Genomic DNA, 14446 nt, shown 5'->3' on the forward strand with positions numbered 1-14446 from the left:
CGCGCGGGCCGGGGCCCCGTCACCCACCGTCACCGGACCGGCCGGGGCCGGCACCACGCCCCACTCCCCCGGCGCGGGCACCCCGGGCGGGCGGACCGCCCGGCGACCGCCACCGGCCTCGGACTCGCCCGGCTCCTTCGCCCCCGGCCACGGTTTCGCCGCCCGGGAGGCCAGCACGAACTCCTTGCGCAGCGGATGCCCCTCGAACTCGGGCGGCAGCAGCAGCGGGGCCAGCCCCCGGTGGCCGGTGAAGTCGACACCGAACATCTCGTGGGTCTCCCGCTCGTGCCAGGCCGCACCCGGGAAGATGTCGACCACCGACGCGACCGTCGGTGTCGCCCTCGGCACCCGGGTCCGCAGCAGCACGCCGTGCCGGTGCCGGGTCGACCACAGGTGGACCACGACGTCGAAACCGTCGGCCAACTCGTCGACGGCGGACAGCCAGTCGAAGAAGTCACAGTCCAGCTCGGCGTCGTCGCGCACCGCGCGGAGGGTGTCCGCCCAGGCCGCCGGGGGTACGTCGACGGTGGCCCGGGCGTGGGCCTGCCCGCCGGACACCGACGCGGTCGCCTCGACCGGCGTGAGCAGCGCGACCACCCGCCGACCGACCTCTTCCGGAGTCATGCGGTTGATCCTATGGCCGCCGCCCCGACGCCGGGCCCGCCCGCCCGGTCGTACGCGCCCGGCGGACACCTGGATGAGATGAACGGACGGCCCCGCGCCGCGTCGTACCACGGTTCCGGCAGCGTCGTCCGGGCGCGTGGCCGGGCAGGGCGGAGCGGGCATCTGGCGCTTTACCGGGCGGGGCGTGGTGGGGCGGGGAAAGATGGGGCCGTGCGCGCTGTGACGGTGACTCCCGGGGTCCGCGACTCGCTGCGGCTGGTGCAGGACTGGCCGGAGCCGCCGGCCGAGGAGGGCGCCATCCTGGTCGAGGCGCTCGCCGTCGGCATCTGCGGCACCGACCAGGAGATCATCGCCGGGGACTACGGGGAGGCCCCGCCCGGCCAGCGGGAACTGGTGCTCGGCCACGAGTCCCTCGGCCGGGTGCTGGAGGACCCGTCCGGCACCCTGCAACCCGGCGACCTGGTGGCCGGCATCGTCCGCCACCCCGACCCGGTGCCCTGCCCGAACTGCGCCGTCGACGAGTGGGACATGTGCCGCAACGGCCGGTACACCGAGCACGGGATCAAGGGGCTGCCCGGCTTCGCCCGGGAACGGTGGCGGGTGCAGCCGAAGTTCGCCGTCGGGCTGGACCCCGTCCTCGCCCCGGTCGGCATGCTGCTGGAGCCGGCGAGCGTGGTGGCGAAGGCGTGGGACCACATCGCGCAGATCGGCACCCGGGCCGAGTGGAAGCCGCAGACCGTCCTGGTCACCGGGGCCGGGCCGATCGGGCTGCTGGCGGCCCTGCTGGCCGTCCAGCGTGGCCTGTCGGTGCACGTGCTGGACCGCAACACCACCGGCCCCAAACCGGACCTGGTCCGGGCGCTCGGGGCGACGTACCACACGGTGCCGGTCGACGAGCTGGACTTCGAGCCGGACGTGGTGGTCGAGTGCACCGGCGCGCCGACCGTGGTGCTGGACACCATGTGCAAGGTCGGCCCGGCCGGGATCGTCTGCCTGACCGGGGTGTCCAGCGGGGGCCGGACCATCGACTTCGACGCCGGGGCGCTCAACCGGGCGCTGGTGCTGGAGAACAACGTCGTGTTCGGCTCCGTCAACGCCAACCGGCGGCACTGGGACCTGGCCGCCCGGGCGCTCGCCCAGGCCGACCAGTCGTGGCTGAACGCGCTGATCACCCGCCGGGTGCCGGTGTCGGCGTACGCGCAGGCGTACGCCCACACCGGCGAGGACATCAAGGTGGTGCTGGAGTTCGGGGCGTGACGCCCGACGGGCCGGCTCAGATGCCGGGGAGCCGGCCGTTGCGGAACAGGTCGACGAAGAGCTGGTGGTCGGTGCGGGCCCGGACGCCGTACGCGTGGGCGAACTCGACCAGGTGCCCGACGAAGCCCTCGGTGTCGTCGCCGATCGCGGCGACGATCGCCTCCTCGGTCGAATAGTCGACCAGGTCGTGGCTGGACTCGTCGTCGGCGACCGAGTGCATCCGGGCCACCGCCCGCCCCAGGTCGGCGAGCACCCCGGCCAGCTCGTCCGGCTCGTTGACGTCCGACCAGTCCAGGTCGGCGGCGTACGGGGAGACCTCGGCGACGAGCTGACCGGCCCCGTCCAGCTCGGTGAAGCCCAGCCACGGGTCGGCGTGCGCCTGCAACGCCCGCTGCGACTCGGCCGTGCGGTGCCCCTGGTGCCGGAAGTAGCCCCGGACCCGCTCGTCGTCGATGTGCCGGGCCACCGCCGGCACCTGTGCCTGCTTCATGTAGATGACGACGTCGTTCTCCAACGCCTCGGTGTGCCCCTCCAGCAGCAGGTTGTACGACGGCAGCCCGGCCGAGCCGATGCCCACCCCCTTGCGCAGCACCACGTCCTTGATCTGGGTGGCGACCGGTCGCAGCCGGGCCGTCGAGGGGGGCAGGGTGTCCAGGTACCCGGTGAACGCGGCGCAGACCTTCTTACGGGTCTCCCCGTCGATCTCGAACACCCCGTCGCCGAGGGAGAACCGCCGCTCGTAGTTGTCGACGTTGGTCTGCGCGGCCAGCAGGTCGACCCGGGTGTTCAGCCGGGCCTCCTGGAGCACCCGGCGCAGCACCCCGTCGGCGTTGTCCAGGGTGATCGAGCCGATCGCGTCGTCCCCACCGGCGGCGATGGCCCGCAACTCGGTCAGGTACGACCGGGCGAAGCCGGTGACCAACTCGCCGATCGCCCGGTCGGACAGGGCCTTGGCGTAGCCGATCAGGGCCACGCTGGCGGCGAGCCGCTTCAGGTCCCAGGAGAACGGCCCGACGTACGCCTCGTCGAAGTCGTTGACGTTGAACACCAGGTGCCCGGAGGCGTTCATGTAGGTGCCGAAGTTCTCGGCGTGCAGGTCACCGTGGATCCACACCCGGCTGGTCTGCTCGTCGAGGAACGCGTCGTCGGCGAAGTCGCCGCGCTGGTCGGCGTAGAACAACGAGGCGCTGCCCCGGTAGAAGGCGAACGGGGAGGCGGCCATCTTGCGGAACTTGCGACGGAACGCCGCCGGGTCGAGCGCCATCGACGCGCCGAACTCCTCGGTCAACACGTCGACGATGAAAGCGGACCGTCGGTCCACGGAGTCGGTCATGCCCCGCACGCTAACCCCCACCCGCCACCTCTCCCCCGGGCCCCCTGCCCACCCCGCGCCCTACCCGCCCCGCGTCGCACGGCCCGCCCCGCCCGGCCCGCCCCGCCTGACCCGCCCGGCCCGCCTCACCCCCGCCCCGCCTCGCCCGGTGATCAAGAGGTTTGCGTCAGTTGATCAAGAGGTTTGCGTCAGATCCACGCGGAATGTTGACGTAAACCTCTTGATCACCGGCCCGGATCCGCCCCGCCCTGCGGCACCGCCCCGACCTGACCGGCCTCCGACTTCCGGCCCTACCAGGGGCGGTGATCAAGAGGTTTCGGACAGTGTCGGGCGCAGATTTGACGCGAACCTCTTGATCACCGGGGCACAGCGGGATCACCGGGGCACAGCGGGGCAGGCGGGCGCAAGACGGGGCGCAGCGGGGGCACGCGAGGCAGAGCGGGGCGCAGCGAGGGTGCGGCCGGGAAGGCCCCCCGGGGGTGGGTCAGAAGGGGGTGGGAGGGCGGACCGGGGGGGCGGTCAGGGACTCGACCGGGCGCGGGGCGGTGTCGGTGGGCGAAGCCAGGGGGTCGGTGCGGTCGACGCCGCCGATGCCGGACTGTTCGGCGGCGATCTTTTCCTGAAGGCGGAGGATGCCGTGCAGGAGCGCCTCCGGCCGGGGCGGGCAGCCGGGCACGTAGACGTCGACCGGGATGAGCTGGTCGACGCCCTTGGTCACCGAGTACGAGTCCCAGTACGGGCCGCCGCAGTTGGCGCAGGACCCGAAGGAGATGACGTACTTCGGCTCGGGCATCTGGTCGTAGAGCCGCTTGATCGCCGGGGCCATCTTGTCGGTCACCGTGCCCGAGACCACCATCAGGTCGGCCTGCCGGGGCCCGTGGGCGAACGGGATGACGCCGAGCCGGATGAAGTCGTGCCGGCCCATGCTGGTGGCGATGAACTCGATCGCACAGCAGGCCAGGCCGAAGTTGAACACCCAGAGCGAGTAGCGGCGACCCCAGTTGAGGACGAACCGGATCGGCTCGCCGAGCACTCCCGGCAACTGCACGACCGCCTCCCGTCCCCGCCTAACCGCTGTCCGCCCAGGGACAGTCAACCACAGTCGCCCGGCGTGACCCCCGGACCGGCCGGGCCCGTCCCGCGTCCCGACGGACCCGCCCCGCCGGGCCCGTCGCGCGTCCCGGCGGTGCGGCCGAGGCCGAGGCCGACCAGCGTGGCCTCCCGGCGACGCCGCCACGCTCCTGCGGCCACCCGCCGCGACGGATGGGACGTGGGGGTCACCAGGTGGGGCGTTGCAGGAGGCCGACGAACTCCACCAGGAGCCGTTCCCGCAGCGCGGCGGGGGCGGCGTCGAGCAGGGTGTTCACCACCGCCATCCGGTCCGGCGGCCCGGCGCCGAGCCCCAGGCCGGCGGCGAGTCCACCGATCAGCTCGGGGGTGAGCGCCTCAGGGCTCAACGATCCGGCCAGGGCGACCAGGTCGGCCGGCAGCTCGACCGGCCCGGCCCGGCGGGCGGCGGCCACCGCGGCGGCCAGGTCCGGGCCGAACTCGGCCACCCGGGGGGCCACCGAGGCGGTCACCGTGAGGTGCACGCTGGCGGGCAGGTCGGCGTACCGGAGCTGGGGTTGGGTGTGCCAGCCCCGGGCGGTCAGTTCGTCGACCAGGACGAACAGGTCGAGCGCCGGGTCGGTGCTGGTGAAGCAGACCACTGTGGCTTCCGGTTCGGCCATCAGCCGCAGCCCGTCGACGTCCCGGACGGCGGCGGCCAGGCAACCGACGGCGTCCCGGGTGGTGGCGGCCAACCGCAGGTAGCCGTCGTCGCCGAGGTGCCGCAGGGTGGCGTACGCGGCGGCGATCGGGCCACCGGAACGGGTGGAGGCGAGCACCGGGTTGATCATGGTGTAGCCGGGCCAGTCGGCGTACGCGAAGTACTGCGGGGAGCGCAGCGTCGCGTCCCGGTGCAGCAGCACCGACACCCCCTTCGGGGCGTACGCGTACTTGTGCAGGTCGACGGAGATCGAGGTGACCCCGTCGACGGTGAAGTCGAACGGTGGCACCGGCACGCCGAGGCGACGCAGGTAGGGCAGGGTCCAGCCGCCGAAGCAGGCGTCCACGTGGCAGCGCACCCCGGCCGCCGCCGCGACCTGCGCGATCCCGGCCACCGGGTCGACCACCCCGTGCGCGTACGACGGGGCGGAGCAGGCCACCAGCACCGTCTGCGGGCCGATCGCGGCGGCCATGTCCGCCACTGACGGGCGCAGGGTGACCGGGTCGACGGGAACCGTGTCGAGGGTGACCCGTAGCAGGTGGGCGGCCTTGGCGAAGGCGGCGTGCCCGCTGGCCGGCACCACGATCCGGGGTGCGGTCAGCTCCGGGCGGGCGTCCCGGGCGGCCTTGACGGCCAGGATCAGCGACTCGGTCCCACCGCTGGTGACGCTGCCCACCACGTCCGGCGCGGTACTGCCCGGCCCGCCGCCGAGCAGCCCGCCGGCCGCCCCGACGAGCCAGTTCTCCATCGCCAGCAGGGACGGGAAGGCGGTCGGATCCAGCCCGTTCACATGCGCGCTCTCCGCGTGGGCCGCCGCCCCCAGTGCGTCGAGCCCCGCCACCCCCGGGTCGTACACGTAGGCGAACAACCGCCCCCCGTGCACCGGCCGATCCCCTACCCGCAGCTGCCGAATCTCGTCCAGCACCCGCTCGGCAGGCACCCCGTTCTCGTCGATCATGGACTTGTGGTGGCCTTTCCGTGGGTTTTCGCGGCTTTCGTCCCCACCACAACTCCATGATCGACGGGGTGGGTGGGGGGTGGGGGGTGGTAGGGGTGGGGGCGGAGGAGGAGGGTGGCGGGGGCGATCAGGAGGGCCGGGACGACCGTGAAGCCGAGGAGGACGCCTAGGCGGGCGGTGTCGGACTGGGGGGCGGCGGTGCCGGTGGCCGAGGAGACGTAGCCGGACAGGGCCAGGACCAGGCCGTAGATGCCAGGGCCGAGGGCCAGGCCGAAGGTTTCGCCGGCGGTCCACAGGCCGGTGAACACCCCCGCCTGGCGGCGGCCGGTGCGCGCGGTCGAGGTGGCCACGCAGTCGGGCAGCAGGGCGAGGGCGAAGACCTGCTGGCCGGCGTACCCGACCCCGAGCAGCGCGACCACCGCGTAGACAACGGCGGCGGGCAGCACCGGCGCGGCCACCAGCGCCGCCGCACCGGCGGCCAGCAGCAGCGAGGCGACGACCAGCGCGGTCTTCTTGCCCAGTCGCGCGCCGAGCCGGGTCCACAGCGGCATCACCAGCAGCGCCGGCCCGACGAAGCAGGCGAACAGCACGGTGGGCCCGGTGGTCGGGTCGCGCAGGATCTGGGCGGCGAAGTAGCTGACCCCGGCCAGGATGGTCGCCACCCCGGCGGACTGGACGACGAAGCAGAGCAGCAGCGCCCGGAACGGCCGGTCGGCGGCGACCACCGCGAGCTGGGCGCGCAGCGTCGGCTCGGTGGCGGTCACCGTGCCGGTCGCCGCCGACCGGGTGCCGAGGAACGCGCCGAGCGCGCCGAGCGCGATCAGCGCCGCGACGAACACCCCCATCCAGCGGTGCCCGGCCACCCCCTCGCCGCCGGCGGTCACCACCACCGGGGCCACCGCGCCGGAGATCAGGATGGCCAGCGCCAGCACCGCGACCCGCCAGCCCATCAGCCGGGTACGCTCCGCCGCGTCGTCGGTCAGTTCGGCGGGCATCGCCACGTACGGGACCTGGAAGAAGGCGAACGCGGTGGCGGTGGCGAGGAACGCGACGGCCACGTACGCCCCGGCGGCCGGCCCGACGCCGAAGGGGGCGGCGAAGATGGCGGCGAAGAGCGCCGCCAGGGCGAGCCCGGCACCGAGCAGCCACGGCCGGCGCGGCCCCCACCGGGAGCGGGTCCGGTCGGAGATCCGCCCGGCGACGGGGTTGACCAGCACGTCCCACGCCTTGGGCAGCAGCACCAGCAGGGCGGCCAGCCCGGCGGCCACCCCGAGCGTGTCGGTCAGGTAGGGCAGCAGCAGCAACCCGGGCACGGTGCCGAACGCCCCGGTGGCCAGCGAACCGAGCGCGTAACCGGCGTGCACCCGACGCGGTAGTCCAACCCCCTCAGCGCCGGTCGACCGGGCCGGACCGCCGTCCGGCGCGGGCGGGCCAACGTCCGACGCCGACGGGCCGGCAGCCGGCGCGGACCGGTCGGCAGCCGGCGCGGGCGGGCCGGCGGGTGGGGAGCCGGGCCCGGCCGGCGGCGCGTCCATGCGGCCGAATGTTACTCACGTTACCGCCGGGTCACCGCCCCTCATCCGGCCACCATTTGGCGGCATCCAGATCCACCCCGGCACCGCGCAGCGGGCAGCCCTCGGCCCGCAGCAGGGCCCGCGCCCGCGCCTCGTGCCCGGGTGGCAGCCGGCCGGCCGCGTTCACCACCCGGTGCCAGGGCACCCCGCCACCGTGCCGGGCCATGATCGAGCCGACCAGCCGGGCCGAGGCCCGCCCGGACCGCTCGGCCAGCGCGTCGGCGATCGCCCCGTAGGACATCACCCGGCCCGGCGGTATCCGCTCGACCAGCGCGAGCACCGCCTCCACGTACTCCTCAGGCGTCACGACCGGCCAGGATATGGGAACGCGGCGGGGTCCGCCGGGACCGACCGCGCAGAATGGGCGGGTGCGTGAAGCAGTCACCCAGGCCCGACGGATCGTCGTCAAGATCGGTTCGTCCTCGCTGACCACCGCGACCGGCGGCCTGGACGACGCCCGGGTCGACACCCTGGTCGACGCCCTCGCCGCGCTCGCCGCCGCCGGCCGCGAGGTGGTGCTGGTCTCATCCGGGGCGATCGCCGCCGGGCTCGCCCCACTCGGGCTCCCCCGCCGCCCGCGCGACCTGGCCACCCAGCAGGCCGCCGCCAGCGTCGGCCAGGGCCTGCTGATCGGCCGGTACGCGGCCGGTTTCGCCCGGCACCGGCTCACCGTCGGGCAGGTCCTGCTCACCGTCGACGACGTGACCCGGCGGGCGCACTACCGCAACGCGTACCGGACCCTGCGCAAGCTGCTCGACCTGCGGGCGGTGCCGATCGTCAACGAGAACGACACGGTCGCCACCGAGGAGATCCGGTTCGGCGACAACGACCGGCTGGCCGCCCTGGTCGCCGCCCTGGTCGACGCCGACCTGCTGGTGCTGCTCTCCGACGTCGACGCGCTGTGGACGGGCAACCCGGCCCGCCCCGGCAGCACCCGGATCACCGAGGTACGCGGCGAGGCCGACCTGGCCGGCGTGGACATCGGCGGGGCCGGCCGGGCCGGGGTCGGCACCGGCGGCATGATCACCAAGGTCGAGGCGGCCCGGATCGCCACCGGCTTCGGCATCCCGGTGGTGCTGACCGCCGCCCCGCTGGCCGGCGCGGCCCTGGCCGGGGAACCGGTGGGCACGTTCTTCCACCCGGCCCGGCGACGCCCGGCGGCCCGGCTGTTCTGGCTGGCGCACGCCACCGCGCCCCGGGGCCGGCTGCACCTCGACCCGGGCGCGGTGCAGGCCGTGGTGGGCCGGCGCAAGTCGCTGCTGCCGGCCGGCATCACCGCCGTGGACGGCACGTTCACCGCCGGCGACCCGGTCGACCTGGTCGACGTCGACGGGGCGTCGGTGGCCCGGGGCCTGGTCAACTACGACGCGGTGGAGCTGCCCGGCCTGCTCGGCCGCTCCACCTCCGAACTCGCCGCGGCGCTCGGTCCGGCGTACGAACGTGAGGTCGTCCACCGCGACGACCTGGTGCTGCTGTGACGTCAGGCGTCCCGCGCGGGCGCTTCCGAGAGATCCGAAGGAGTACGCAATGAGCGTCGTCGAGCAGGCCCGGCGGGCCCGGGACGCGGCGGAGGCCCTCGCCGTGGCCACCCGTACGGTCAAGGATGCCGCGCTGCACGCGATGGCCGACGCGCTGGTGACGCGTACGCCGGAGATCCTCACCGCGAACGCGGCGGACCTGGCGGCCGGGCGGGAGGCCGGGCTGAGCGCGGCCGTGCTGGACCGGCTCGCCCTCGACGCGGGCCGGGTGGCCGGCATCGCCGACGCGCTGCGCGAGATGGCCGCGCTGCCCGACCCGGTGGGCGAGGTGGTCCGGGGTTCGACCCTGCCCAACGGGCTGGAGCTGCGGCAGGTCCGGGTGCCGTTCGGGGTGGTCGGCATCATCTACGAGGCGCGGCCCAACGTGACAGTGGACGCCGCCGGCATCTGCCTGAAGTCCGGCAACGCGGCGCTGCTGCGCGGGTCGTCCTCGGCGGCGCACTCCAACGCGGCGCTGGTGGCGGTGCTGCGCGACGCGGTCGCCGGGGCGGGCCTGCCGGCCGACGCGGTGCAGTTGCTCGACGCCGGTTCCCGCGACTCGGTCAAGGAGCTGATGCGGGCCCGGGGCCTGGTCGACGTGCTGATCCCGCGCGGCGGCGCGTCGCTGATCCGCACCGTGGTCGAGGAGTCGACGGTGCCGGTGATCGAGACCGGGGTGGGCAACTGCCACGTCTACGTGGACGCCGCCGCCGACCAGGCCAAGGCGGTGGCGATCGCCCTGAACGCCAAGACCCAGCGCCTGAGCACCTGCAACACCGCCGAGTCGCTGCTGGTGCACGCCGACGTCGCCGACACCTTCCTGCCGGTCGTGCTGGCCGCGTTCGCCGAGGCCGGGGTGACCGTGCACGGCTCACCCGAGGTCGCCGCGTACTCCCCCGCCGTGGTGGCCGCCACCGACGAGGACTTCGCCACCGAGTACCTCTCGGCCGACATCTCCGTCGCCGTGGTCGACTCACTCGACGCGGCGGTCGCGCACATCCGCCGCTACGGCACCGGGCACACCGAGGCGATCGTCACCGACTCGCAGGCCGCCGCCCGGGAGTTCGTGGCCCGGGTGGACGCGGCGGCGGTGATGGTCAACGCCTCCACCCGGTTCACCGACGGCGGCGAGTTCGGCTTCGGCGCGGAGATCGGCATCTCCACCCAGAAGCTGCACGCCCGGGGGCCGATGGGGTTGCCCGAGCTGACCTCCACCAAGTACGTGGTGACCGGCGACGGTCACCTGCGCTGAGCGGTCCGCTCCGGCCGGTGGGTGCCGGGCCGGCCGTCCGCCGGTCGGGTCGTCCCGCCCACGGCCCGGCGCCGGCCGGACCGGGGACCGGGGTCACCAGGTGCCGGGCTCGTCGTCGGTCGGGGGGACCGGGCGGACCCGCCGGACCGCCGGTGACCCCGGTGGGGCGATCGGCGACCCCGGTGGGAAGACCGGCCCGATCGGGCGGCAGGCGCGGATCGCGGTGAGCGTGGTGTGCACGTCGAACTGGTGGCCGTCGTCGCTGTCCCAGCCGCCGTCGCTGCGCTGGGTCGCGGCGAGCCGCTTGCGGGCCGACACCAGCACCCACTGCTCCTCGCCCACCTCGACCCGGCGCAGCGTGGCGGCCAGCGCGGCCACGTCGGCCGGGGAGAGCTTCGGCATCCGCTCGGCCAGCACCGCCTGGATCCGGGCCGACTCGTAGTAGAGCTGCTGGCGGTGCAGCACGGCCGCGCTCAACCAGCCGGCGGCCAGGAACGACGGCCAGCTGCCGTCCGGGGCGAGCTGCCCGGCCAGGGACTGCGCCGCCGCCTGCACCACCCCGGCGTACGCGCCGCCGACGCGGTGGTCCAGCGGGCCGGCGGCGCGGGCGTCCCGACCAGCGACGCTGAGCCAGAACGCGGCGTTGGCGGAGAGGTAGAGCCGGGCCTCCGGGTCGCCCGGGGTGGCCCATTCGGGGGCGCTGCCGGCCAGCCTCGGATCCTCGTCCCAGCCGCCGTCGGGCAGTTGCCGGGCGGCCAGCCAGTCCAGGGCGTGCCGGGCCGCCGGCCGGCCGAGCGCGCCGAGGTCGTCCAGCTCGGCGAGGCGGAAGCAGGTGGCGTCGATGGACGGCACGTCACCGCCGAGCAGGGCCGGCCAGCCGCCGTCGGGGGTCTGCCCGACCTCGGCCGCGTCGAGCAGGTCGGGGGGTACGGGCGCACCGGTGCGCAACCAGGACAGCCGGGCGCGATCCACCGCGTCGCCGTGCGCCACGACGAAGCCGATCGCGGCATCCAAGTCCACCACGGCGCTGACGCTACCGGCGCGAACGCGATCCCGCCTCGGGGAATCGGTCGGGGCCGGGGGCGGTTCGGCACCGCCCCCGGACCCGGGCCCGGGTCAGTACGCGGGCAGCGAGGGATCGATCTGCTTGATCCAGGAGAGCACCCCGCCCTGGACGTGCACCGCGTCGCGGAACCCGGCCGCCTTGAGCGCGGCGAGCGCCTCGGCGGAGCGGACCCCGGACTTGCAGTGCAGCACGACCTGCTTGTCCTGCGGGAGCTTGGCCAGCGCCTCGCCCGAGATGATCTCGCCCTTGGGGATCAGGGTGGAGCCGGGGATCCGGACGATCTCGTACTCGGCGGGCTCCCGGACGTCGACCAGGAAGATGTCCTTGCCGGCGTCCTGCCACTCCTTGAGTTCGGTGGCGGTGATGGTCGCGTCGACGATCGCCTCCTGGGCCGCCTCGGAGACCGCGCCGCAGAAGTCCTCGTAGTCCTCCAGCAGGTCGGTGACCGTGGGGTTCTCCCCGCAGAGCACGCAGTTCGGGTCCTTCCGGACCTTGATCTTGCGGTAGCTCATCTCCAGGGCGTCGTAGACCATCAGCCGGCCGACCAGCGGCTCGCCGATCCCGGCGAGCAGCTTGATCGCCTCGTTGACCTGGATCGAGCCGATCGACGCGCAGAGCACGCCGAGCACGCCGCCCTCGGCGCAGGACGGCACCATGCCGGGCGGCGGGGGCTCCGGGTAGAGGCAGCGGTAGCAGGGGCCGTGCTCGGCCCAGAAGACCGACGCCTGGCCGTCGAACCGGTAGATCGACCCCCAGACGTACGGCTTGCCGAGCAGCACCGCCGCGTCGTTGACCATGTAGCGGGTGGCGAAGTTGTCGGTGCCGTCGACGATCAGGTCGTACCGGGCGAAGATGTCCCGGACGTTCTCCCGGTCCAGCGCGGTGTTGTGGATCTCCACCTGGACCAGCGGGTTGATCTCGCGGATCGACGCCGCGGCGGACTCGGCCTTGGACCGGCCGATGTCGGAGACGCCGTGGATGATCTGGCGCTGGAGGTTGGACTCGTCGACGGTGTCGAAGTCGATGATGCCGAGCGTCCCGACCCCGGCGGCGGCCAGGTACATCAGGGCCGGCGAACCGAGGCCACCGGCACCCACACAGAGCACCCGGGCGTTCTTCAACCGCTTCTGCCCCTCGACCCCCACATCGGGGATGATCAGGTGACGGGAGTAGCGACGGATCTCGTCAACGGTCAGCTCGGCGGCGGGTTCGACGAGCGGGGGCAACGACACGGTGGACTCCCCGGTGATCGGCTGATGGCGAACCGAGCCATTGTTGCTCGGACGACCACCCCTCGGCCATGAGCAGTGACACCCCGTCCGACATGCGGGAGCGGGAATATCTCAACTGCCGGGCACGAGATCGCCGGAGTAGAGCGAGCCGTCGACGTACGGCCAGGCGTTCGCCACGCAGCCGTCCAGCCCGTACGTCTGCTGCTGCATGACCGGGGCCGGCTCGCCGGGGCCGGGGCAGGCCTGGTGTTCCTCGCCGAGTTCGTGCCCCACCTCGTGGTTGACCACGTACGTCCGGTAGACCGACAGGGGCGCCCCGTAGTCCGGCACCGCCTCCATCCAGCGGGCCAGGTTGATGACCACCCGGCCGGGCAGCCGGCAGGAGGTGTAGCCCTCGGTGTCCAGCCCACCCTCGGCACACATCCGCTCGGAGGTGGCCGGGGTGGCGAGATAGATGGTGAAGTCGGCGGCGGCGATCTCCGGCACCCGCTGCAACCGCAGCTCGCCGGAGCGGATCCAGCTGTTCGGGTCGCCCAGCGTCTCGTCGACGGCGGCGGCGAACGCGTCCACGTCCTGCCCGGTGTCCTGTTCCACCTCGATCCGGTAGCGGTGCAGCGGGCCGTCGAAGCCGTACACCTCGGAGCGGCCGTCGGCGGCGGTGAAGCGGCCGGGTCCGCTGCGCGGGTAGGCGACGGCGGTCCGCTCCGCGCGTACCGCGTCGGGCAGCCGGCCACCACCGGCCCCGTCGGCCACCCGCCCGGCGACCTGTTCGGGGCGGCTCGGGCCGTGCCCGGGGTGGAGGGTGACGAACCCGCCCGCGCCCGCGCCGAGCAGGGCCAGGCCGAGCAGGACGGCCCGGCGACGACGACGGCGCATCCGGCGGCTGCGGCGCGGCCCGACACCCGGCTCGCCGTGCCACCACGCGGAGCGCGGGCCGGCCCGGTAGGGGTCGGCGGCGTACGGGTCGGTGTGGCGCGGGTCGGGCCGGCCGGCGTCCGGCGGCTCCGGGCGCTCGGCGGACTCGGTGCTCACCCGGCCAGCATGGCAGACTAATCGGGCATAAACCCGCTATTGCCGCAAATTACAAGAACATGTTTCACTTCTCCGGTAACCGCCCGACAACCGGCACCGGGACCGGACACCCCACGGGCGGCAACGGGGGTTCAGAGCGCCGGGCCGGCGTACCGGCGACCGTCCAGGTACGGCCACGGGTTCGCCGTGCAGCCCCGCAGGAACAGCGACTGCTGCTGCATCACCGGCGCCGGCCGGCCCGCCCCCGGACACCCCTCGTGACGGTGCCCCAACTGGTGGCCCACCTCGTGGTTCACCACATACGTCCGGTAGACCGGCAGCGGCACCCCGGCCCGGACGAAGTGCGGCACCGACGTCCGCCACCGGTCCAGGTTGATGATCACCTTTCCCGGCGCACGGCACGACGTGTACGGCACGCCACCGACCCGGATGTCCACACCCCCGGCCCGGCACAGCCGCCCCGCCGTGCTGCGGGTCGCCAACTGCACGGTGAAGTCGGCAGGCGCGTTCCCCGGCACCCGGCGCAGCCGCAGCCGGCCGCCGTCCACCCAACTCCCCGGCCCGGCCAGGGCCGCCTGCACCTGGTCGGAGAAGGCGCGGACGTCCTCGCCGGAGCCGACCTCCACGGCCACCCGGTAGCGCCGCACGCCGCCGGACCGGCCGAGCGTCGCCCCGGCCCGGTCGTCGTAGCGGAAGGTGCCCCGGCCCGTCGCCGGCACCGGGCCGGACAGCGCCGACGGCGGCACGGTCGCCGCCGGGACCGCGGCACCGGCCGGCTCCGGCGCCATCGCGGGCACCGGCGGGACCGACCCGACCCCGCCGGCCACGTCGAC

13 protein-coding genes are annotated in these 14446 nt (G+C 74.4%); 3 read left to right on the top strand and 10 right to left on the bottom strand.

All coding sequences use genetic code 11. The annotated features are described in order from the left end of the window. The coding region (locus H1A17_RS30805) for an NADH-quinone oxidoreductase subunit C (protein WP_194823536.1) at window positions 1-624 on the bottom strand (624 nt) is incomplete at its 3' end. A 210-nt stretch (window positions 625-834) separates the two neighbouring features. Between H1A17_RS30805 and H1A17_RS30810 the strand changes: the two genes are divergently transcribed. Continuing rightward, entirely contained in the window at window positions 835-1881 is a 1047-nt protein-coding gene (locus H1A17_RS30810) for a glucose 1-dehydrogenase (protein ID WP_145921785.1), read from the top strand. A 16-nt stretch (window positions 1882-1897) separates the two neighbouring features. Here H1A17_RS30810 and H1A17_RS30815 read toward each other — a convergent pair whose 3' ends face one another. The 5 genes from H1A17_RS30815 to H1A17_RS30835 form a co-directional block, all read right to left on the bottom strand. Then, the gene (locus H1A17_RS30815) at window positions 1898-3214 is read right to left on the bottom strand and encodes a DUF2252 domain-containing protein (protein ID WP_194823537.1); all 1317 of its coding nucleotides are present in this window, start codon (window positions 3212-3214) and stop codon (window positions 1898-1900) included. Between the two features lie 484 nt (window positions 3215-3698). Further along, window positions 3699-4262, bottom strand: coding sequence for an NADH-quinone oxidoreductase subunit B (locus H1A17_RS30820; RefSeq protein WP_194823538.1), 564 nt, complete (start codon window positions 4260-4262; stop codon window positions 3699-3701). Between the two features lie 229 nt (window positions 4263-4491). Further along, window positions 4492-5940, bottom strand: a complete 1449-nt coding sequence (locus tag H1A17_RS30825) for an aminotransferase class V-fold PLP-dependent enzyme (RefSeq protein WP_194823539.1) — start codon at window positions 5938-5940, stop codon at window positions 4492-4494. Then, a complete protein-coding gene (locus tag H1A17_RS30830; RefSeq protein ID WP_194823540.1) occupies window positions 5937-7475 on the bottom strand; it encodes an MFS transporter in 1539 nt (512 codons plus the stop codon). Before H1A17_RS30830 ends, H1A17_RS30825 begins: the two co-directional genes overlap by 4 nt. 31 nt (window positions 7476-7506) lie before the next feature. After that, window positions 7507-7821 (bottom strand): MGMT family protein, encoded by a 315-nt coding sequence (locus H1A17_RS30835; RefSeq protein ID WP_145921789.1) that lies wholly within the window; start codon window positions 7819-7821, stop codon window positions 7507-7509. Between the two features lie 13 nt (window positions 7822-7834). Between H1A17_RS30835 and proB the strand changes: the two genes are divergently transcribed. After that, the gene (proB, locus tag H1A17_RS30840; protein ID WP_145921790.1) at window positions 7835-8992 is read left to right on the top strand and encodes a glutamate 5-kinase; all 1158 of its coding nucleotides are present in this window, start codon (window positions 7835-7837) and stop codon (window positions 8990-8992) included. Window positions 8993-9041: 49 nt separating this feature from the next. Next, complete coding sequence (locus H1A17_RS30845) at window positions 9042-10283, top strand: glutamate-5-semialdehyde dehydrogenase (RefSeq protein ID WP_194823541.1); 1242 nt, start codon at window positions 9042-9044, stop codon at window positions 10281-10283. A gap of 93 nt (window positions 10284-10376) precedes the next feature. On the opposite strand, the gene H1A17_RS30850 is transcribed toward H1A17_RS30845, so the two are convergent. The 4 genes from H1A17_RS30850 to H1A17_RS30865 all read right to left on the bottom strand — a co-directional run bounded on the left by H1A17_RS30850 (window position 10377) and on the right by H1A17_RS30865 (window position 14440). Next, window positions 10377-11306, bottom strand: coding sequence for a prenyltransferase/squalene oxidase repeat-containing protein (locus tag H1A17_RS30850; protein ID WP_145921793.1), 930 nt, complete (start codon window positions 11304-11306; stop codon window positions 10377-10379). Window positions 11307-11399: 93 nt separating this feature from the next. Then, entirely contained in the window at window positions 11400-12581 is a 1182-nt protein-coding gene (gene moeZ / locus H1A17_RS30855) for an adenylyltransferase/sulfurtransferase MoeZ (protein WP_088644745.1), read from the bottom strand. A gap of 111 nt (window positions 12582-12692) precedes the next feature. Next, a complete protein-coding gene (locus H1A17_RS30860) occupies window positions 12693-13613 on the bottom strand; it encodes a DUF3152 domain-containing protein (RefSeq protein ID WP_240762409.1) in 921 nt (306 codons plus the stop codon). A gap of 131 nt (window positions 13614-13744) precedes the next feature. Then, window positions 13745-14440: a DUF3152 domain-containing protein gene (locus H1A17_RS30865; RefSeq protein WP_375372847.1), complete on the bottom strand. Its 696-nt coding sequence runs from the start codon at window positions 14438-14440 to the stop codon at window positions 13745-13747. Window positions 14441-14446 lie beyond the last annotated feature (6 nt).

It is taken from the genome of Micromonospora sp. S-DT3-3-22, from assembly GCF_015354745.1.
Lineage (GTDB): Bacteria > Actinomycetota > Actinomycetes > Mycobacteriales > Micromonosporaceae > Micromonospora > Micromonospora wenchangensis.